Origin of the sequence: Paracoccus denitrificans (assembly GCF_900100045.1) — a bacterium.
GTDB classification, from domain to species: domain Bacteria; phylum Pseudomonadota; class Alphaproteobacteria; order Rhodobacterales; family Rhodobacteraceae; genus Paracoccus; species Paracoccus denitrificans.
Window position 1 is genome coordinate 90,851 of sequence record NZ_FNEA01000003.1, and the last position, 17,802, is coordinate 108,652.

General features: G+C 62.8%; 19 protein-coding genes. 13 read left to right on the plus strand and 6 right to left on the minus strand.

Annotated features, from left to right (window positions below; genetic code table 11):
• Window positions 1-38 precede the first annotated feature (38 nt).
• Entirely contained in the window at window positions 39-737 is a 699-nt protein-coding gene (locus tag BLT64_RS02885) for a TetR/AcrR family transcriptional regulator (RefSeq protein ID WP_011747809.1), read from the plus strand.
• A gap of 9 nt (window positions 738-746) precedes the next feature.
• On the opposite strand, the gene BLT64_RS02890 is transcribed toward BLT64_RS02885, so the two are convergent.
• From BLT64_RS02890 to BLT64_RS02915, 6 genes are read right to left on the minus strand one after another with little or no spacing between them, the layout of a single operon-like run.
• Window positions 747-1,328, minus strand: a complete 582-nt coding sequence (locus BLT64_RS02890) for an ATP-binding cassette domain-containing protein (protein WP_011747808.1) — start codon at window positions 1,326-1,328, stop codon at window positions 747-749.
• Window positions 1,325-2,056 carry an ABC transporter permease gene (locus BLT64_RS02895; protein ID WP_011747807.1) on the minus strand — a complete coding sequence of 244 codons (732 nt, stop codon included), beginning with the start codon at window positions 2,054-2,056 and terminating at the stop codon, window positions 1,325-1,327. The genes BLT64_RS02890 and BLT64_RS02895 overlap by 4 nt, the downstream gene beginning before the upstream one ends.
• The gene (locus tag BLT64_RS02900; RefSeq protein ID WP_011747806.1) at window positions 2,056-2,958 is read right to left on the minus strand and encodes a substrate-binding domain-containing protein; all 903 of its coding nucleotides are present in this window, start codon (window positions 2,956-2,958) and stop codon (window positions 2,056-2,058) included. Before BLT64_RS02900 ends, BLT64_RS02895 begins: the two co-directional genes overlap by 1 nt.
• Window position 2,959: 1 nt before the next feature.
• Entirely contained in the window at window positions 2,960-3,925 is a 966-nt protein-coding gene (locus tag BLT64_RS02905; protein WP_229709497.1) for a class I SAM-dependent methyltransferase, read from the minus strand.
• A gap of 44 nt (window positions 3,926-3,969) precedes the next feature.
• Entirely contained in the window at window positions 3,970-6,225 is a 2,256-nt protein-coding gene (locus BLT64_RS02910) for a TonB-dependent receptor (RefSeq protein ID WP_229709496.1), read from the minus strand.
• Window positions 6,140-7,204 (minus strand): helix-turn-helix domain-containing protein, encoded by a 1,065-nt coding sequence (locus tag BLT64_RS02915; protein WP_198140496.1) that lies wholly within the window; start codon window positions 7,202-7,204, stop codon window positions 6,140-6,142. Before BLT64_RS02915 ends, BLT64_RS02910 begins: the two co-directional genes overlap by 86 nt.
• A gap of 276 nt (window positions 7,205-7,480) precedes the next feature.
• Here BLT64_RS02915 and trbB point away from each other — a divergent pair, with 276 nt between their 5' ends.
• The 12 genes from trbB to BLT64_RS02975 all read left to right on the plus strand — a co-directional run bounded on the left by trbB (window position 7,481) and on the right by BLT64_RS02975 (window position 17,794).
• A complete protein-coding gene (trbB, locus tag BLT64_RS02920) occupies window positions 7,481-8,431 on the plus strand; it encodes a P-type conjugative transfer ATPase TrbB (protein WP_428833721.1) in 951 nt (316 codons plus the stop codon).
• Window positions 8,428-8,760: a TrbC/VirB2 family type IV secretion system protein gene (locus BLT64_RS02925; protein ID WP_011747801.1), complete on the plus strand. Its 333-nt coding sequence runs from the start codon at window positions 8,428-8,430 to the stop codon at window positions 8,758-8,760. Before trbB ends, BLT64_RS02925 begins: the two co-directional genes overlap by 4 nt.
• 66 nt (window positions 8,761-8,826) lie before the next feature.
• A complete protein-coding gene (locus BLT64_RS02930; protein WP_011747800.1) occupies window positions 8,827-9,120 on the plus strand; it encodes a VirB3 family type IV secretion system protein in 294 nt (97 codons plus the stop codon).
• A 6-nt stretch (window positions 9,121-9,126) separates the two neighbouring features.
• Complete coding sequence (gene trbE / locus BLT64_RS02935) at window positions 9,127-11,637, plus strand: conjugal transfer protein TrbE (protein ID WP_011747799.1); 2,511 nt, start codon at window positions 9,127-9,129, stop codon at window positions 11,635-11,637.
• A complete protein-coding gene (gene trbJ, locus BLT64_RS02940; RefSeq protein WP_011747798.1) occupies window positions 11,634-12,416 on the plus strand; it encodes a P-type conjugative transfer protein TrbJ in 783 nt (260 codons plus the stop codon). The genes trbE and trbJ overlap by 4 nt, the downstream gene beginning before the upstream one ends.
• A 17-nt stretch (window positions 12,417-12,433) precedes the next feature.
• A complete protein-coding gene (trbK-alt, locus tag BLT64_RS02945; RefSeq protein ID WP_011747797.1) occupies window positions 12,434-12,721 on the plus strand; it encodes a putative entry exclusion protein TrbK-alt in 288 nt (95 codons plus the stop codon).
• 3 nt (window positions 12,722-12,724) lie between these two features.
• Window positions 12,725-14,077: a P-type conjugative transfer protein TrbL gene (trbL, locus tag BLT64_RS02950; RefSeq protein WP_011747796.1), complete on the plus strand. Its 1,353-nt coding sequence runs from the start codon at window positions 12,725-12,727 to the stop codon at window positions 14,075-14,077.
• Complete coding sequence (trbF, locus tag BLT64_RS02955) at window positions 14,074-14,763, plus strand: conjugal transfer protein TrbF (protein WP_011747795.1); 690 nt, start codon at window positions 14,074-14,076, stop codon at window positions 14,761-14,763. Before trbL ends, trbF begins: the two co-directional genes overlap by 4 nt.
• Window positions 14,760-15,788 (plus strand): P-type conjugative transfer protein TrbG, encoded by a 1,029-nt coding sequence (trbG, locus tag BLT64_RS02960; RefSeq protein WP_011747794.1) that lies wholly within the window; start codon window positions 14,760-14,762, stop codon window positions 15,786-15,788. The genes trbF and trbG overlap by 4 nt, the downstream gene beginning before the upstream one ends.
• Window positions 15,785-16,906, plus strand: a complete 1,122-nt coding sequence (locus tag BLT64_RS02965; RefSeq protein WP_011747793.1) for a TraB/TrbI/VirB10 family type IV secretion system protein — start codon at window positions 15,785-15,787, stop codon at window positions 16,904-16,906. The genes trbG and BLT64_RS02965 overlap by 4 nt, the downstream gene beginning before the upstream one ends.
• Before the next feature lie 2 nt (window positions 16,907-16,908).
• Window positions 16,909-17,142, plus strand: a complete 234-nt coding sequence (locus tag BLT64_RS02970; RefSeq protein WP_011747792.1) for a DUF2274 domain-containing protein — start codon at window positions 16,909-16,911, stop codon at window positions 17,140-17,142.
• 148 nt (window positions 17,143-17,290) lie between these two features.
• Window positions 17,291-17,794 (plus strand): MaoC family dehydratase, encoded by a 504-nt coding sequence (locus tag BLT64_RS02975; protein WP_232290442.1) that lies wholly within the window; start codon window positions 17,291-17,293, stop codon window positions 17,792-17,794.
• Window positions 17,795-17,802 lie beyond the last annotated feature (8 nt).

A 17,802-nucleotide genomic window follows, 5' to 3' on the forward strand; every position in this document is an offset into this window, starting at 1 on the left:
ATCTGGCGATGTCTGCGCGATTGCCCTAAAACCAAGCCATGCCAAATTCCAGCGATGCCAGTAAAACTGAATCCCGGCGGCGCGGGCGGGGACGCCCCGCACGCCTATCGCGTGAACAGATTGCCGGGGCGGCGCTTGAAGTCGGGCTTGATAAGGCCACTGTGACAGCCTTGGCTGCACATCTTGGGGTCGATCATTCCTCTCTCTATCGGCATGTCCGAAACCGGGATGCCATTGTAGCTCTGGCTGCGGAGATGGCGATTGCCGAGCTCGATTGGCGCAGCCCAACGGGCGCAGACTGGCGTGTTGAGTTGATTAAGCTGACAGATGCCATCTGGGAGCTTTATCAGCGCCATCCAGGGCTGGCCGAGGCGTTTCGCACAATGGAGATTATGCCGCAATCCGGGATCCGTGCCTTTGCCGAGGCGGTGTCCCGGCTGCAGGCTCATGGCTTCTTGCTGGAGGACGCGGTGCTGGCGATCGACACGCTGGTCGATCTGGTGGGAGATTGTTTCCTCGGCTGGCACGCGCTTGGACAAGCCGATAGGCAACAAGGTACCCGGATGGATGCCATGGTTGCGCAATGGCGGCGAGAGGCCTGTGCTTTGCCCGATCATGCCGAACAGATCGGCGGCATGATCACGGTGATGCAAGGTGGTGCGCGGCCCTGGTGGGAACGTAAGCGAGATCTGGTACTCGACGGGCTGCAGCAGCGCTATTCGCCAACCACGCGATAGCGCATTGTTTCATGTGAGGGTTATAGTCCTGCCATGGGGTGCCACCAGGCGTGTCGGATCGTGGCTAATTTCAACAAGCGCGAAAGGATATGTTGCGCGGCGTTCGATGACCAATTCGCGGCTATGCTGCCATGCCGGCAGGTCTAGCCCACCGAGCGCCTCATCCAGAAGCACGATATCTGGCCGAACGATAAGCGCGCGAAGCAAGGCTATCCGTTGGGCTTGCCCTTTTGATAGGTTGCGAGCTGGGTTGTCGCGAAACGCTTCCATCTCGACACAGCGCAACAGATCCTCAGCCTCTGCTTCGAATCCGGGCGCGACGAAGAGAAGGTTCTCCAAGACCGACAGATTTGCCAGGAGCCGGGGTTCGGAAAAACAATAGCCGATGCGGCACGCGTGAGCGGTGATTTTGCCCGAAGTCGGGGCCTCCAACCCGGCGATCAACCGCATCAGGCTGGTCTTTCCGGCGCCACTTGGTCCGCATAGACGCAGATTTTCTCTAGCTTTGATGCGCAGAGTCACGTTCCGGAAGGTTGGGTTCGGACTACCCGCGTAATGCAAGCTGGCATCTTCGGCAGCGAAGAGAATCATGGGCGTGGCCTTTCACGCAGCAAAAGGCCTAGCCCGGTGTCTGCGAGGCCGATCAGCGCAAGGATCAGGATCACGAGCGCAAAAAGGCGGTCGGTTTGAAGCCAGCTCTGTGCGCGTTGCACCGCCGCTCCGAGACCCTCGGCCCCTGAAAGCAGTTCTGTCAGCAGGGTAACGCGCAGGGCATTAGCCACAGCGATCCGCAAGGCCGGGCCAAGGGCGGTCCATACGGCAGGTAGGGCGATTCGGTGTAACTGTCTCATCAACGGTACGCGGAAGACGCGCGCCATTTCGGCCAGATGCGAGTCGATATTGCCCGTGCCCTCGGCGACGGCGATCTGGAACACTGGCAGCAACAGAACCGCGACGGTGAGGATGACAGTGAGGGGGCCGCCATCGAACCACAGGATGAACAGGATCGCGAGGATCGGGGCGGGCATTCCCATCAGGATCAGTCGTAACGGTGCCGCCAGGGCCGAGATTACGGGCCAGCGCCAGCCTGCCAATCCAAGTGGAGCTCCGAGGGCGAACGCTGATGCGAGCCCCGCTGCTGCCCGACCAAGGCTGGGCAGCAGCGTGTCAGTCCAAAATGAGGGCTCCGTGAGGAGCGTCCAAAGTGCTGCAGCCACGGCCAGAGGGCCCGGCAGAATGGCTGGCAGGCTGTTGCGCGCCGCCAGTGACCAGATCAAGCCAAGACTGGCTAACCCAGTCAGGAAGGCGATGCGCTGCATCACGGCCCGTAGAGCGTGGAGTTGGGAAGGGCACCGCCGATCGCGGCTGGTTCGACCGTAAGGAGTTCACCGTAGAAGCCGGACAGCACAGCCGCATTTTCGGGCATAGGTAGGCTATGCGGTCCGATCCGGGAAAAGCCTTGGGCTGCCTGCCTCATGTTCGGGAAATGCAGATCGAGCAGGGCAGCAGCCGTGCTCGGCTCGGTGGCGAGCTTGGCAAACGCAGCGCCGTAAGCAGCAATAACCTCTGGCCTACCATCGAACGCGCGGTTCACGATCACCACGCCGGCGGGGGGGCAATCGACGAGCGCCGTCGCCCCTCGCCAGAGCGCGCACAGATCGGCGCGCCGGGTTAGGCTAGGGTCCTGCGCCAGCGCCAGCGTTGCCATTGGCTCGGCCAGCAGAGCGGTATCGGCACGCCCGGCTAAGACGAGCTGCATTCCGGCCACAAGGCTGCCTGTATAGAACGGGGTCCAGCTTTCCGGCCCCGGCGCTGCTATTCGGTGCATCAACAGATCGGGCAGATAGCCCTTAAAAGGCAGGGCGAGCGTCGTACCGGAGAGGTCCTCGAGCCGTTCGATCGGCGCGCCGCGGCCGACGATCGACAAACTGCCCTCGGTGATTGTGGCCGAAACGATCTTCAGGTTTAGCCCGTTCGCCGCGAAGATTGCCGCCACGGGTGCCGGGGCGATTGCCATTAGAGGCTCGTCCGCCATGAGCCACTTGCGCAGTTCCTCGGGGGTGGTCCAAGGTCGGAAGGTGAAACTGACCCCATCGACCGGCTGAGTTTCGGCCAGTGCGATCAATGGAGCACTCTCCCAGATCGGAGGACCAGAGAGCGTGATCTCATCACTGAGGGTGCGGACCGGGAGAAGGAGCAAAAACAGGCAGAGAATGCGCATATCAGGCCTCCTTGCGGGCGGCGTCCAATCGGAAGCGACCGAAGGGAGTGGAGAGCCTGTCGGAACTCGGGCGCCGCAGGCCAGCGGCAGTCATAGCCTCGGCGATTTCCCCTTCTGCGAAGGAGACATCGCGCTGGCGCAATCCTGGCATCAATCGGCCGATCACATGTTCAGGTGGGGCCGTGCGATCATCGGTCAGCGCTTCATGAAAGCTGAGCAACACTCCGCCGGGGGCAAGGTGTTCTGCCAACCGGCAAATTAACGCGGGCAGACCTTGATCATGGAAGTAGAGTGTCATCGAACACCAGATGACGTCGAAGCATTTCCCAGGGAGAGCACCATTGTAACTTCCAGGAACCAGGGAAAGAGGCAGATCGGCAGCCTCCTCTGCGATCCTCTCTATCACCGGTGGAAGGTCAAACAGTGTAATGGAGAGATCGGGTCGCAATGCCAGCAGCCTGCGAGCCAACACCGCTGAACCAGGACCGATTTCCAGCAGGTTTTGCGTATCAGGCCACTCCGGCAGACTGGTCAAGCAGGGAATCATCGCATCTGCGGCAACGGAGCGATGAAACGCTGCGAGAGAAAGGTAACTGGCGTCCCAATGCGTATCGTCGAACAGGCGAGTGTTGCCACCATGGGTGGCGCTGGCAATGAGGGTGCCGATATCGTTCAGCCCGGCGTGGCGCATGTCTGCCATAGACCTCAGGGTCGCAACCATGTTTCTCGGGCTGTCCTTGGCAACGAAAGGCAGGATGTCAGGGGCGGTGCGAAACCTGCCGCCGTCGGTCTGCATGAAATCAGCCGCGACCAGTGCCCGAAGCGTCAGCAGAAGCTGTGGCGGAGGCAGATCCATGCGCCGTGCCAGTGCGTCGGGCAGGATAAATGTCTCGCAGAGATCGAAGACGCCGCTGTCCAGAGCCCAGCCAAGCAGGGCCTGTCGGATCGGTCCCTCCAGCGTGTCCAACAGCAACCCCGCGCCTGACCGACGCTCCGAAGGCATATTGTACATTACCAAGTCATCCTCCAATTCAGCCCGACGGTACGGGGACTGCCATCCTCGACCACGGTGCCCCGGATCGTGTTAGCCGCAGTGCTGTAGTATTCTTCGTCAAACAGGTTCTTGGCCCAGAGAGTAAGCTCGCCTCCTCCGAACTGCCGGGTAATCTCGGCATTCACAGTCATGAAGCCTTCTTGCTTCAGGCTGTTTGCCGGGTCGAACCAGTAGCTTCCCGATCCGTGCAAGCTGATCTTTCCACTCCAGATATCTCCGACATGCGAGAGCGCAAGGCCCCAGGTCACATCCGGCGCCATCGGCAGGGCATTCCCTGACCAGTCGACCGCCATCACCGATCCTGTAGATATGTCCGTCGTCGTGGTCTGAAACGAGGTCGCCCGTGCCCTCTGCCAGCCAGCATTGGCGGTGAGTTCCCAGCCCCGGGCCAGGGGTGCGTTGAACTCTGTCTCGATCCCGTAGCTTTTCGCCTCGCCTGCATTCGATATATATTGAGCCGCGCCAGGGATTGTCTCGGTAATCTGCTTATCTTTGACCGTGGTATGGAAGGCGACAAGGCTAAGCGCTGCTCCGCTGGCAAATTCGTGCTTTACCCCGAGTTCCGCATTCCAACTGTATTCAGCGTCATAGCTCAGGCCATCGGCACTGTTGGCGAAAGCATAGTTGTAGCCTGCGGGCATATAGCCACGTGCATAGCTTGCGTGGATCGTGGTCGCATCGCTCACGTCATAGGCGAGCGTGAGCTTGGGGAGCAGAGTGGTCGAGCTGTCGCTGCCTTCATAACGCAGGTTCGCGGTCGGCGAAGAGAACCTCTGCCAGGCCTTTGATGAGACGTAATCGACCCGCAGGCCCGCCCCTATGCGGAACCGGTCTGTGAATGCATATTCAGCGAAACCATAGAGCCCGGCTCCCCATTGGTCGATCTCGGTGTGTCGGTCGGTCGACATGGCGCCGAGATTGAAATCGGCATCGGTGTTCTGCGTGAAAGCGTTGACACCCAACGTCCATTTCAGCGGCCCTTCGCTGTTTGAGGTCAGTCGGATGTCCTGTGAGAGGGCTCGGTCCTCGATATCCATTTCGGTAACGCCGAGAGGCAGTGAAGAACTGTCGAAATCCAGTGCGAATTCCCGGTCGAACGTGGTGAACCCGGTGATCGCAGTCAGGTCGAATCCGTCGAAACTGGTACCATATTCCAGTGCAGTCACACTCATACGGCGGTTTTCCCAGGAAGGGTCTGAATACACGCTTTCATAGCGGTCGGTTGCCAGCGGGCCGGAGACATAGCGAAACTGCTCCTTGTTGAAATCCTGGTCTTCGGCCATCGTAGTTAGCTTGAGGTAGCCACCGTCCTGCAAGTCCCACTCGAGACCCAGAAAGCCTGTCACGCGTCGGTTTTCTCCACCGTCATCCGCCCCTGTGACTGGATTGCTTATCACGCCGGGATCTCGGGCGACTTCCAGCCCGAAGGATAAGGCCGGACCGTTTGTGGCTTGCCCGGACCACAGGATCGACCCGTTGGCTCCGAGAGGCGAGGCCCCGGCATCCGATCCGGAAAGCCCGACGTTTATTTCCCAGCCTTCGCGACTGCCAGGCGCGATCGTCTCGAAGGTCAAGAGCCCGGCTTCGGAATTGCGTCCGAATATGGTGCCCTGCGGCCCTTTGAGCAGCGTGACATTCTCGACACCAAAAAAGTGCGGCAGTTGCATAGTGCCCATTGGTAGCGGAACACCGTTTACCGAATAGCCGACTGGGTCAGACAAGGCGTTGTCGAATGCCGACATGCCACGCACGACCAGGCGCTCTTGTGAATTCGCCCGCTGGAAGATTGTATTGGCCGATTTTTCCGTGACGGCATCAAGATCTGGGGAGATCGATTGCGACATGTCTTCTTCGTCCAGTACCGTTGCTGTCGCTGCGGCTTTGCGGGCGAGCTCTTCCCAGAAATTGGAGAAGATCGTGATCTCGCCAAGATAGATGATGTCATCATCCGCGATAGCGCGTTCCGGTATGAGGCCGGTCGTCGTAAGGGCTGTCGTCATGACGAGCAGCGTCGCACGGGTCTTTGGTGTTCGGGACATCGGGGCCTCCTTTGTTAGAGGTCCGTGCCATGGCCGGCAGCCAAAAACTTGTAACTGACAAAAATACTCTTGAATTTGCGAAAAGAGATTATTGATTTTGTTTTCCGGCACGTCGCCATGCACTTGCTGTGGTTCCGAAACGCTTGCGGAATACGTTAGATAGATGACTGGCATCGGAAAAACCGCAGTCTGCCGCGATTTCGGTAAAACTTCGATCTGTCTGACGAATCAGACGTTCGGCTGCTTCGATTCGCAACCGGCGCAAATGTTCGAAAACGGTTTCCCGTGTACGGGTTCGGAAGAGTTGGTTCAATGTAACACTGCTCAGACCAAACTCATGTTCAATCTCAGTCATTGTGATGGGTTCGGCCAGCCGTTCGCAGAGAAGTGCCGAGATTCTTTCAACCAAAAGGCAAGGATTGCGTGTCTCGGAACCTTGCTGGGGATGGGCCGCAACTTCCTCTAATGCATGACCCAATAGAGCAAGGCATTGTCCCTCCTTGCGCAATATGGCTGCAGGATCGGTTCTCTGGTCGAGCAAAGCAGTGAGCATCGCGCGACCCGGAACTGGCAGATTCAGACGCCGGACCCGCATCGGGCCAGGCAGGTTGTGCCCGAGCATGTTGGCCAGCGCCGGGCTCAATCGGGAGGCGTTCAGGGCGATGACAAGGTTCGAACAGCCTTCACCCTTTTCCACGATCCGTTTCAGTTGCATGCCGCCGGATCGGATCAGCCACGCCTGCCCACCGCTGATCTCATGCGCATGTCCGCGCGGGTCGACCAACAGCATTCGTCCGGAAAAATTGAAGGTTAGGATTACCTGGTCTTCGGGACGCCGTATGTCCCCGCTATGCCGCTGAGCGGACGAAAAATGGCTGTGCGCCAATACCAGTCCCGGTGAGATCCGAAGAACATCGACATGAGTACTACGATGCTGTCCCGGTAGGGTGACTGACGTAGTGCGACCAGCCTCGTAAGGGGTGAAACGATGAGGTTCGATCAACATCATATGACAGCCTAATAGGTACCATAGCGGATCACGGGAAATTGCATGTCCAGCAAAGGTGCAGTTTTTATAGATCGCTGGCTTAGGGCGGGCAGGAACAATCTGGGCGATTTCACGCACTTTGGCAATGATGGTTCGTCTGCGCACCGACAGTTACGATTTTCTGGTCGAATATGGTGACGCGGCCAGATTGGATATCGAGCGGCTTAGCAAGGCTGCGAGTGAGGCCGGGCAAGTTCCGCCGTTTTCCTGTCTTTACACGCCACGCTACTACGCCCCTTGGAAACCTGTTGAGCCCTAGGCATCTACGGCTTTCTTAATCGACCCCGATCCAGGGCGGCTTGTTGGAGGCGCCCGTAAGGGAACGGGGCCGGCATGGCGAAGACCGATCAGAGACCAGAGATGAACCAGAGAAGCGCGCGGATGCTGCGCACCGCGCTCGGGCCGGCGATCGCCGGGTTTCTGGACGACCCCATGACCGTCGAGGTGATGCTCAACCCCGATGGGCGGCTCTGGGTCGACCGACTTTCCGAGGGGCTGGCCGACAGCGGCAAGACGCTCAGCGCAGCCGACGGCGAGCGCATCGTTCGACTGGTCGCGCACCATGTCGGCGTCGAAGTTCATAGCCTGTCCCCTCGCGTTTCCGCGGAGCTCCCGGAAACCGGTGAGCGTTTCGAGGGGCTGCTTCCGCCCGTGGTCGCCGCTCCGGCTTTCGCCATCCGCAAACCCGCCGTCGCCGTCTTCACCCTCGAAGATTACGTCACCGCCGGAATCATGACCCGGATGCAGGCCGAGGCGCTGCGCCTGGCGGTTGCGGCGCGTGCCAATATCCTGGTGGCGGGGGGCACCTCGACCGGCAAGACCACGCTGACCAATGCGCTGCTCGCCGAGGTGGCCAAGACCTCCGATCGTGTCGTGATCATCGAGGACACCCGAGAGCTGCAATGCGCGGCGCCGAACCTCGTGGCGATGCGCACCAAGGACGGCGTTGCGAGCTTGTCCGATCTGGTGCGCTCCTCGCTGCGTCTGCGCCCCGATCGTATTCCGATCGGTGAGGTGCGTGGCGCCGAGGCGCTGGACCTTCTCAAGGCTTGGGGCACCGGACATCCGGGCGGCATCGGCACCATCCATGCCGGTACCGGCATCGGTGCGCTTCGTCGTCTCGAGCAGCTCATCCAGGAAGCCGTCGTTACCGTGCCTCGCGCCATGATCGCGGAGACCATCGATCTCGTGGCGGTTCTGGCCGGGCGAGGTTCCGAACGTCGTCTTGCTGAACTCGCCTGCGTCGAGGGCCTCGGGGCCGACGGCGACTACCGGATTTCACCTGCCATTTCAGGCCCCGCCATCCCTCACGAACAAGGAGATCCCGAATGATCCGTCACGCCCTGCGCATCCGCCAGCACATCGCCACCGCGGCCGCCGCCACCTATGTCAGCCTGTTCATCGCTCCGGCTGCGCATGCCTCCGGGTCTTCCATGCCCTGGGAAGCGCCTCTGCAATCCATCCTCGACTCCGTCGAGGGGCCGGTGGCCAAGATCGTGGCGGTGATCATCATCATCGTCACCGGTCTGACGCTGGCCTTCGGCGATACCGGCGGCGGATTCCGGCGCCTGATCCAGATCGTGTTCGGCATCTCCATCGCCTTTGCGGCCTCGTCCTTCTTCCTGAGCTTCTTCAGCTTCGGTGGCGGAGCGCTGATCTGATGGTGACGACCGTTGGCCCGCAGGGACACGAAAGGCTCCGGGGGAGCGTTTCGAGGGAGGAACGCCATGAGCGGTAGCGAATGGCAAAGCTTCGAGACCCTCGACGCGGTGCCGGGGTTCAGCGTTCCGGTTCACCGCGCGCTGACCGAGCCGATCCTCCTCGGCGGCGCCCCACGCTCGGTCGCCATTCTGAATGGCACGCTCGCCGGTGCGGTCGGCCTCGGGCTTCAGCTCTGGCTGGTCGGGATCCTGATCTGGGCCGTCGGCCACATTGCTGCTGTCTGGGCGGCCAGGCGCGATCCGCTCTTCGTCGAGGTTGCGCGCCGCCATTTGCGCATTCCCGGTCATCTCTCGGTGTGAACCCCCATGATGAATCTCGCAGAATACCGTCACACTGCCTCGCGCCTCGCCGACTATCTGCCCTGGGTGGCGCTGGTCGGGGAAGGTGTGGTCCTCAACAAGGACGGCTCGTTTCAGAGGACGGCGAAGTTTCGGGGGGCCGATCTGGACAGCGCCGTCGCGGCCGAACTGGTCGCGGTCGCCGGACGGCTGAACAACGCTTTCCGTCGCCTCGGTTCCGGGTGGGCGATCTTTGTGGAAGCACAGCGCTCTGAGGCCGCGACCTATCCGCTGAGCACCTTCCCGGATGCGGCATCGGCGCTGGTCGATGCCGAGCGCAAGGCCGGTTTCGAGGAGGAGGGGAGCCATTTCGTATCCGGCTATTTCCTGACGCTCCTCTGGCTTCCGCCTGCCGAGGACGCGGCGCGCTCAGAATCCTGGCTCTACGAGGGCCGCGAAACCTCAGGTGTGAACCCCTGGGAACAGGTGCGCGGTTTCATCGACCGCACCGATCGCGTGCTGGCGCTGCTCGACGGCTTCATGCCGGACTGCCACTGGCTCGATGACGCCGCTACGCTGACCTACCTGCATTCGACGATTTCGACCAACCGGCATCGCGTGCGCGTACCCGAGGTGCCGGTCTATCTCGACGCGCTCTTGCCCGATCAGCCGCTGGCCGGCGGGCTGGATCCGCGCCTGGGCAATCAGCATCTCCGCGTCCTGACAATCACCGGCTTTCCCGGCGTCACGACCCCGGGCCTGCTCGACGAGTTGAACCGGCTGGCCTTTCCCTATCGCTGGTCGACCCGGGCCATCCTCATGGACAAGCTGGATGCGACGAAGCTGCTGACCCGGATACGTCGTCAGTGGTTTGCCAAGCGTAAGAGCATCGCCGCGATCCTCAAGGAGGTGATGACCAACGAGCAATCCGCGCTGGTCGATACCGATGCCGCGAACAAGGCGGCTGACGCGGACATGGCCCTGCAGGAACTCGGCGCTGATGTGGCAGGCATGGCCTATGTCACGGCGGCGATCACAGTCTGGGACGAGGACGTCCGCCGCGCCGACGAGAAGCTGCGGCTGGTCGAGAAGATCGTCCAGTCCCGCGATTTCACCGCCATGACCGAGACGGTCAATGCGGTCGATGCCTGGCTCGGAAGTCTGCCCGGGCATGCCTATGCCAATGTCCGCCAGCCACCGATCAGCACATTGAATCTCGCCCATATGATCCCGCTCTCGGCGGTTTGGGCGGGGCCGGAACAGGATGAGCATTTCGGCGACGCTCCATTGCTCTACGCCAGGACCGAAGGCTCCACCCCGTTCCGGCTTTCTCTGCATGTGGGGGATGTCGGTCACACCCTCGTCGTCGGCCCGACCGGCGCGGGCAAGTCCGTGTTGCTGGCGCTGATGGCGCTGCAGTTCCGGCGGTACTCGCGCAGCCAGATCTTCGCCTTCGACTTCGGCGGCTCGATCCGCGCCGCTTCGCTCGCCATGGGCGGCGACTGGCATGACCTCGGCGGAGAGCTGACCGACGCGGCCGACACCTCCGTATCGCTACAGCCGCTGGCCCGGATTCACGAAACGTCGGAGCGCGCTTGGGCCGCCGACTGGATCGTCGCCATCCTGACGCGCGAGAACATCCAGATCACCCCGGATGTGAAGGAACATATCTGGACGGCACTGACCTCGCTGGCCTCGGCCCCTGTGGGCGAGCGGACCATGACCGGCTTGGCGGTCCTGCTGCAGTCCAACGATCTGAAGCAGGCACTCCGCGCATACTGCGTGGGTGGACCCTATGGCCGGCTGCTCGATGCCGAGACCGAACAGCTGGGATCGGCGGATGTGCAGGCCTTCGAGATCGAGGGGCTGGTGGGAACCGGCGCGGCGCCCGCCGTCCTCTCATACCTGTTCCACCGGATCGGTGATCGGCTCGATGGACGCCCCACGCTGCTCATCATCGACGAGGGCTGGCTCGCACTCGATGACGATGCCTTCGCGGAGCAGCTCCGCGAATGGCTGAAGACGCTGAGGAAGAAGAACGCCTCGGTGATCTTCGCGACGCAGAGCCTCAGCGACATCGATGGCAGTACCATCGCGCCGGCGATCATCGAAAGCTGCCCGACGCGGCTCCTGCTGCCGAACGAGCGGGCCATCGAGCCCCAGATCACGGCCATCTATCGCCGCTTCGGCCTCAATGACCGGCAGATCGAGATCCTCGCGCGGGCCACGCCCAAGCGCGACTACTACTGCCAGTCGCGGCGCGGCAACCGGCTGTTCGAGCTGGGCCTCAGCGATGTCGGGCTCGCACTCTGCGCGGCATCGTCCAAATCGGATCAGGCGCTGATTGCCGAGATCTGTGCCGGGCACGGCCAAGACGGCTTCCTCGACGCCTGGCTGAAGGCGCATGGCCTCGATTGGGCCGCCGACCTGATCCCTGACCTCACCAATCTCGCCATCGACGCTGACGGGGCCTCTCCGACCACCGCTGTTGTTGAGGACGCCGACATCGACCTTGAAGAAGAGGAGATTACACCATGACACGCAAGATCACGTTTCGGTTCGCCGGCCCGTCGCTGCTCGCTCTCGCGCTGGCGATGCCCATGGCCATGTCGCCCATCGCAGCGCCGCCCGCCCATGCGCTCTTCGGTATCGGCGGGGGGCCTTTCATCGTCTACGACCCGACCAACCACGCGGAAAATCTCCTGACCGCGGCGCGCGCACTGGAGCAGATCAACAACCAGATCGCACAGCTCCAGAACGAAGCGCAGATGCTGATAAACCAGGCGCGCAATCTCACCAACCTGCCGTATTCCGCGATCCAGCAGATCCAGCAGAACGTCAGCCGCACGCAGCAACTCCTGGCGCAGGCGCAAAACATAGCCTTCGATGTGCAGAGCATCGACCAGATGTTCCAGCAGGACTATGGCAACCTCTCCCTGACGGCGACCGACCAGCAACTGATCGCCGAGGCCCGGTCGCGTTGGGAGAACACCGTCGGTGGCCTGCAGGATGCCATGCGCGTGCAGGCCGGAGTCGTTGGCAATATCGAAGCCAATCGCGCCGAGATGTCCGCGCTCGTGGGGCAGAGCCAGAACGCGGTTGGCGCTCTGCAGGCCACGCAGGCGGGCAACCAACTCCTCGCACTGCAATCGCAGCAGCTATCGGACCTGATCGCGGTGATCTCGGCAAACGGTCGCGCCAACGCGCTGACCGAGGCCGAGCGCGCCACCGCTGCAGAACAGGGTCGCATCCAGCGCGAGCGCTTCCTGACGCCGGGCGCGGGCTATCAACCCGGCAATGCGCAGATGTTCAACTGAGGCCGGGAGGGGAGACGATGGAGGGGAAGATGCTGGCCCGGATCGCGGCCATCGTGTTCGTGGCGATCGCGATCACAGCCACGGTGATCGAGATGACACGCGAGGAAGCTCCCGTGCCGGCCAGCACCGCGCCCGCGCTCCAGCCGCCAGCCGATCCTCTCCGCGCGACGCTGCGCCGGTGCCAGCAGCTTGGCGAGGCCGCTTCCAGCGATGCCGATTGCCTCGCCGCCTGGGCAGAGAGCCGTGACCGGTTCCTTGGCCGGTTGCCTGCATCTGAAGCGCCACAGCGGTCGGGAGGCCAGTAAGCCATGGGTGGAACCGGCGTCATCGACAACTTTCTGGGCATCTTCACCAGCTATATCGACAGCGGGTTCGGGCTGCTCGGGGGTGAGGTGGCCTTCATCGCCACCACGCTGATCGTGATCGACGTGACGCTGGCGGCCCTGTTCTGGGCTTGGGGCGCCGATGATGACATCATTGCCCGGCTGGTGAAGAAGACGCTCTTCGTCGGCGTCTTCGCCTATATCATCTCCAACTGGAACAACCTCGCCCGGATTGTCTTCGAGAGCTTCGCGGGCCTCGGTCTGATGGCCTCGGGCACCGGATTTTCCGCCGCCGATCTTTTGCGTCCCGGCCGCGTCGCCCAGACCGGGCTCGAGGCGGGGCGGCCGCTGCTCGAAAGCATCTCCGATCTGATGGGCTGGGTCGCGGTCTTTGAGAACCTCGTCCAGATTCTCTGCCTGTTCTTCGCCTGGGCGCTGGTGATCCTCGCCTTCTTCATCCTCGCGGTTCAGCTCTTCGTCACACTGATCGAGTTCAAGCTCACGACCCTCGCGGGCTTCGTGCTGATCCCCTTCGGCCTCTTCGGCAAGACCGCCTTCATGGCCGAGCGCGTGCTGGGCAACGTCATCTCGTCCGGCATCAAGGTTCTCGTCCTCGCCGTGATCATCGGCATCGGATCCACGCTCTTCGGTCAGTTCACCGCCGGCTTCGGCGGCGTGACGCCGACCATTGATGACGCCATGGCGATTGTTCTCGCTGCCCTGTCTCTGCTGGGCCTCGGTATCTTCGGCCCCGGCATCGCCTCAGGTCTGGTGTCCGGCGGGCCGCAACTCAGCGCGGGGGCGGCCATAGGCACCGGCCTTGCCGTTGGTGGTGCTGCGATCGGCGCCGGAGGGGCGACCATGCTGGCTGCACGCGGAGCCGGATCTGCACTCTCCGGAGGCACCGCCCTCGCACGCGGCGGCGCTACCGCGGCGGGTGCTGCCTCGAGCGCCTACACGCTTGGCTCGATGGGCGGAGGAGGTCTCCCAGGCGGGATGGCTGGTGTAGCGCGCGCCGGGGCCGCTGCCGCGGCATCACCGCTCAAGAAGGCGTCCTCTCGCGCGGCTGGCGGCATCCAGTCCAGCTACGCCGAGGGCGTCAAGGGCGGTGTGGTGGCGACGGGCGGCACCACCTCGATGGGCACGGTCGGCGGCGCGGCGCCCGAGCCTGGCAGCTCCGGCCCGTCCGCCACCGATGGCCCGCCGGCCTGGGCGAAACGCATGCGCCATAGCCAGGCCGTGAGCCATGGCGTGCGCGCTGCCGCTCATGCCGTCCGGTCCGGCGACAGCCACGGCTCGGGCTCCTCCGTCAATCTCTCCGAAAGGGACCGCTCATGAACCTCTTCAGGCGTTCTGCCACGCATTATGGCAAGACACCTCAACCAGAGACGCCCTATCAGAGGGCCGCGCAGGTCTGGGATGAGCGTATCGGCTCCGCCCGTGTTCAGGCCCGCAACTGGCGCTACATCGCCTTCGGCAGCCTGATCCTGGCGGCGGGTTTTGCTGGCGCCCTGGTCTGGCAATCCGCGCGTGGCACTGTCGTGCCCTGGGTCGTTCAGGTCGACGCGCTCGGCGAGGCCCAGGCTGTCGTGCCAGCCTCCGCCGACTACGAGCCGACCGATCCGCAGATCGCCTTCCATCTCGGCCGCCTCATCGAACAGGTCCGGTCGATCCCTGCCGATCCGATCATCGTGCGGCAAAACTGGCTGCGCGCCTATGAGTTCACCACGGATCGAGGCGCGGCTGCGCTGAACGATTTCGCCCGCGCGAACGACCCGTTCACACGCGTCGGTCGTCAACAGATCGCTGTCGAGGTGTCCTCAGTCATCCGGGCCTCGCCGGGATCGTTCCGCGTCGCCTGGACCGAACGCCACTACGAGAACGGTCAGCTTTCCACGACCGAGCGCTGGACCGCGATCCTGACCGTCGTGATCCAGACCCCGCGCAGCGCCGAGCGCCTGCGCGCCAATCCCCTCGGAATCTATGTCAATGCGATCTCCTGGTCGCGGGAAATGAGCCAATGACTGAACAGCATCTGCATGCAACCAGGTCTCCGGGCGTCAACAAGCCCACCTTGGTGGCCTTGCTGCTTTGCGCATCCTTTCTGGCGGGGTGTGCCACTAACCGGGTGCCGGAATTCAGCTACGACGAGTCCGTGCCGCCGCTGCCCACTCCGCCCGCCTCGGCTGCCGCGGAACGTCCTTGGCCCCTGCATACGCCGCCGGTCTGGACAGTGGCGCATGGCGGAGCGGCGGCAGGCACACCGACCGGCCGTATTGAAAACGCCAATGCCGCCGCCCGGATCGAACCGCGCCGCGAGGGCTATTACAATGCGATCCAGATCTATCCCTGGTCGGAAGGCGCCCTCTATCAGGTCTATGCCGCGCCGGGTCAGATCACCAACATCGCATTGGAGCCGGGCGAGCGCCTGACCGGCGCGGGCCCGATCGCCGCGGGGGATACCACGCGCTGGATCATCGGCGACACGGAGAGCGGGTCCGGATCCACCGCCCGCGTCCACATCCTCGTCAAACCGACGCGGGACGACATCTCGACCAATCTGGTGATCAGCACTGACAGGCGGGTGTACACGATCGAGCTTCGTGCACGCGAGGCGCTCTACATGCCGTCGGTCGCCTGGGCCTATCCGGCAGCGCCCCGTGGCGGTCGACAAGCTGTGGCGACCGCGCCGACCATCCCGGCACCATCGGCCCGCAATCATCGCTACAGCTTGCAGATCCAGGGGGAAAGCCCACCCTGGCGTCCTGTCTCGGTCTTCGACGATGGCCGTCGTGTTTATGTCGTCTTCCCGGCTGGCATCGCCCAGGGCGAGATGCCGCCGCTCTTCGTGCTCGGTGCCGATGGAGAACCGCAGATCGTCAACAGCCGTATCCACCGGAACGTGCTGATCGTGGATCGCCTCTTCGGCGCCGCCGAGCTCCGGCTGGGAGCAGGAGACCGCCAGCAGGTGATCCGGATCGTGCGCATGGAGGAGCGCGAGGCGGATGCGCGGACGGAGGGCGATGCGCGAAGGGGAGGGGCGTCATGAGTGACACCGATCCTGCAGCTACGATGCGTCTGCGTCCCGATCCGCCGCGCGTGACCAGGCTGTCGCGCAGGGTTCTGGCCGGTGCCGGAGCGGTCGCGCTGTTCGGCATCGGGGGTGCTATGATCTATGCGCTCCAGACCCGTGAGGCCGGGCCGGGAGGCGGAGAACTCTATTCCATCGACAACCGACCGGCCGCGGACGGCCTGGAAGGGTTGCCCTCCGACTATACCGGACCGGTTCTGGGACCCGCACTGCCCGGTGACCTCGGGCGGCCGATCCTCGACGCGCAGGAGCGGGGAGTGCCCGTGACCCCGCCGCCGATTGTCGGCCCGACCGTCGATCCGGAAGCGGAGCGCCGCAGGGCAGAGGAGGAAACCGCGCGTCTGAGCGGTGTCTTCTTCCAGACGGCATCTGGCAGGGCAACGACGGCCGGGGTCGGCGTGAACCTTCCGGGCCTGGGGGGCTCCGAGCAACCTGAGGGAAACCGGCATACGGCTTTCCTCAACGATCAGGTGGATCGGCAGACCGTCGCATCGGATCGCATTCAGCCGCCAGCCTCGCCGTACATCCTTCAGGCGGGAGCTGTGATTCCGGCCGCGCTCATCACCGGCATTCGCTCCGATCTCCCGGGGCAGATCACCGCGCAGGTCACCGAGAATGTCTATGACAGCCCGACCGGATCACTGCTATTGATCCCACAAGGAACCCGCATCATCGGCCAATACGATGACGGAGTGACGTTCGGCCAACGCCGCGTGCTGTTGGTCTGGAACCGCTTGATCCTTCCCGGTGGCCGATCCATCGTTCTCGAACGTCTGCCAGGCGCGGATGCGAGCGGCTATGCCGGCCTCGAAGATGGCGTTGATTACCATTGGTGGGATCTGATGCGCGCGGCGGGTCTGTCCACGCTGCTCGCGATCGGCGCGGACCTCGCCACCGATGATGAAGACCGTCTGGTCGAGGCGATCCGCGATGGCGCGGTGGATACAATTAACCAGGCCGGCCAGCAGATCGTCGGGCGTCAGTTGCAGGTCGCGCCGACACTGACCATTCGCCCGGGGTTCCCGGTCAGGATCATCGTCACCCGCGATCTGGTATTCGAACCGGCAGGAGGTTGATCATGTCGAAACTCAAGCTTGGGCCGTTGCCCGATGACACGCCAGTTAAGGTGACAGTGGAATTGCCCGCGACCGTTCATCGCGATCTTGTCGCCTACGCCGAAATCCTCGCCCGTGATAGCGGCCAGGCCGCCGCCGATCCTGTCCGGCTGATCGTGCCGATGCTGGAGCGGTTCATGGCGACGGATCGCGGGTTTGCGAAGGCGAGACGCGTGTCCACCAAGAGCGAAGCATGAAAGAAGCTCACACTGCGTGAATGTATTTTCACTCGCGCGGTGAGCTGACCCGGCTGATATTGCCAGCAATCGAACTCAGCTCGCATGAGCTGAGCGGGGCTGCGGTGAATGCTGTGCCCCGCTTCCTTAATGGATGAAGGTGCGAGACATGAGCCAAGACTCCCCCGTTCAGATGTCCTTCGATGTCCCCAGGGATGCGCGTTATTTTGAGGACTACGTCCCCGGAAGTTGCTTCCAGTTTGGCGGAGTGGAGGTTCACGAAAACGAAATCATCGAATTTGCCGCCCAGTTTGATCCGCAACCAATCCACTTGGATCGGGACGCCGCAGAGAGCGGCCCATTTCGTGGGATCATTGCCAGTGGCTGGCATACGATTGGCCTGATGATGAGGCTCTTCGTGGAACACTACCTGACCTCCGCTGCAAGTATGGCGTCTCCGGGAGTGGATGAAGTGCGGTGGTCTGTGCCCCTGCGTCCGGGCGATCAGCTCCAGGTGAGGATCACGATCACAGAAGCCCGACCGTCAAGAACGAAGGCGGACAGGGGGCTGGTGCATTCTTTTGTGGAGGCGGTGAACCAGCGCGACGAGGTGGTTGCCAGCTTCAAGGCGATGAACATCATCGGGAAGAGACCTTCCGCATCCAGGCAATAGACGGGATT

Bases quoted from the DNA above. Each gene is read 5' to 3' on its own strand.
- BLT64_RS02885 (WP_011747809.1), top strand. From the start codon at position 39: ATGCCAAATTCCAGCGATGCCAGTAAAACTGAATCCCGGCGGCGCGGG.
- BLT64_RS02890 (WP_011747808.1), bottom strand. From the start codon at position 1,328: ATGATTCTCTTCGCTGCCGAAGATGCCAGCTTGCATTACGCGGGTAGT.
- BLT64_RS02895 (WP_011747807.1), bottom strand. From the start codon at position 2,056: ATGCAGCGCATCGCCTTCCTGACTGGGTTAGCCAGTCTTGGCTTGATC.
- BLT64_RS02900 (WP_011747806.1), bottom strand. From the start codon at position 2,958: ATGCGCATTCTCTGCCTGTTTTTGCTCCTTCTCCCGGTCCGCACCCTC.
- BLT64_RS02910 (WP_229709496.1), bottom strand. From the start codon at position 6,225: ATGCCAGTCATCTATCTAACGTATTCCGCAAGCGTTTCGGAACCACAG.
- trbB (WP_428833721.1), top strand. From the start codon at position 7,481: ATGCTGCGCACCGCGCTCGGGCCGGCGATCGCCGGGTTTCTGGACGAC.
- BLT64_RS02925 (WP_011747801.1), top strand. From the start codon at position 8,428: ATGATCCGTCACGCCCTGCGCATCCGCCAGCACATCGCCACCGCGGCC.
- BLT64_RS02930 (WP_011747800.1), top strand. From the start codon at position 8,827: ATGAGCGGTAGCGAATGGCAAAGCTTCGAGACCCTCGACGCGGTGCCG.
- trbE (WP_011747799.1), top strand. From the start codon at position 9,127: ATGATGAATCTCGCAGAATACCGTCACACTGCCTCGCGCCTCGCCGAC.
- trbJ (WP_011747798.1), top strand. From the start codon at position 11,634: ATGACACGCAAGATCACGTTTCGGTTCGCCGGCCCGTCGCTGCTCGCT.
- trbK-alt (WP_011747797.1), top strand. From the start codon at position 12,434: ATGGAGGGGAAGATGCTGGCCCGGATCGCGGCCATCGTGTTCGTGGCG.
- trbL (WP_011747796.1), top strand. From the start codon at position 12,725: ATGGGTGGAACCGGCGTCATCGACAACTTTCTGGGCATCTTCACCAGC.
- trbF (WP_011747795.1), top strand. From the start codon at position 14,074: ATGAACCTCTTCAGGCGTTCTGCCACGCATTATGGCAAGACACCTCAA.
- trbG (WP_011747794.1), top strand. From the start codon at position 14,760: ATGACTGAACAGCATCTGCATGCAACCAGGTCTCCGGGCGTCAACAAG.
- BLT64_RS02965 (WP_011747793.1), top strand. From the start codon at position 15,785: ATGAGTGACACCGATCCTGCAGCTACGATGCGTCTGCGTCCCGATCCG.
- BLT64_RS02970 (WP_011747792.1), top strand. From the start codon at position 16,909: ATGTCGAAACTCAAGCTTGGGCCGTTGCCCGATGACACGCCAGTTAAG.
- BLT64_RS02975 (WP_232290442.1), top strand. From the start codon at position 17,291: ATGAGCCAAGACTCCCCCGTTCAGATGTCCTTCGATGTCCCCAGGGAT.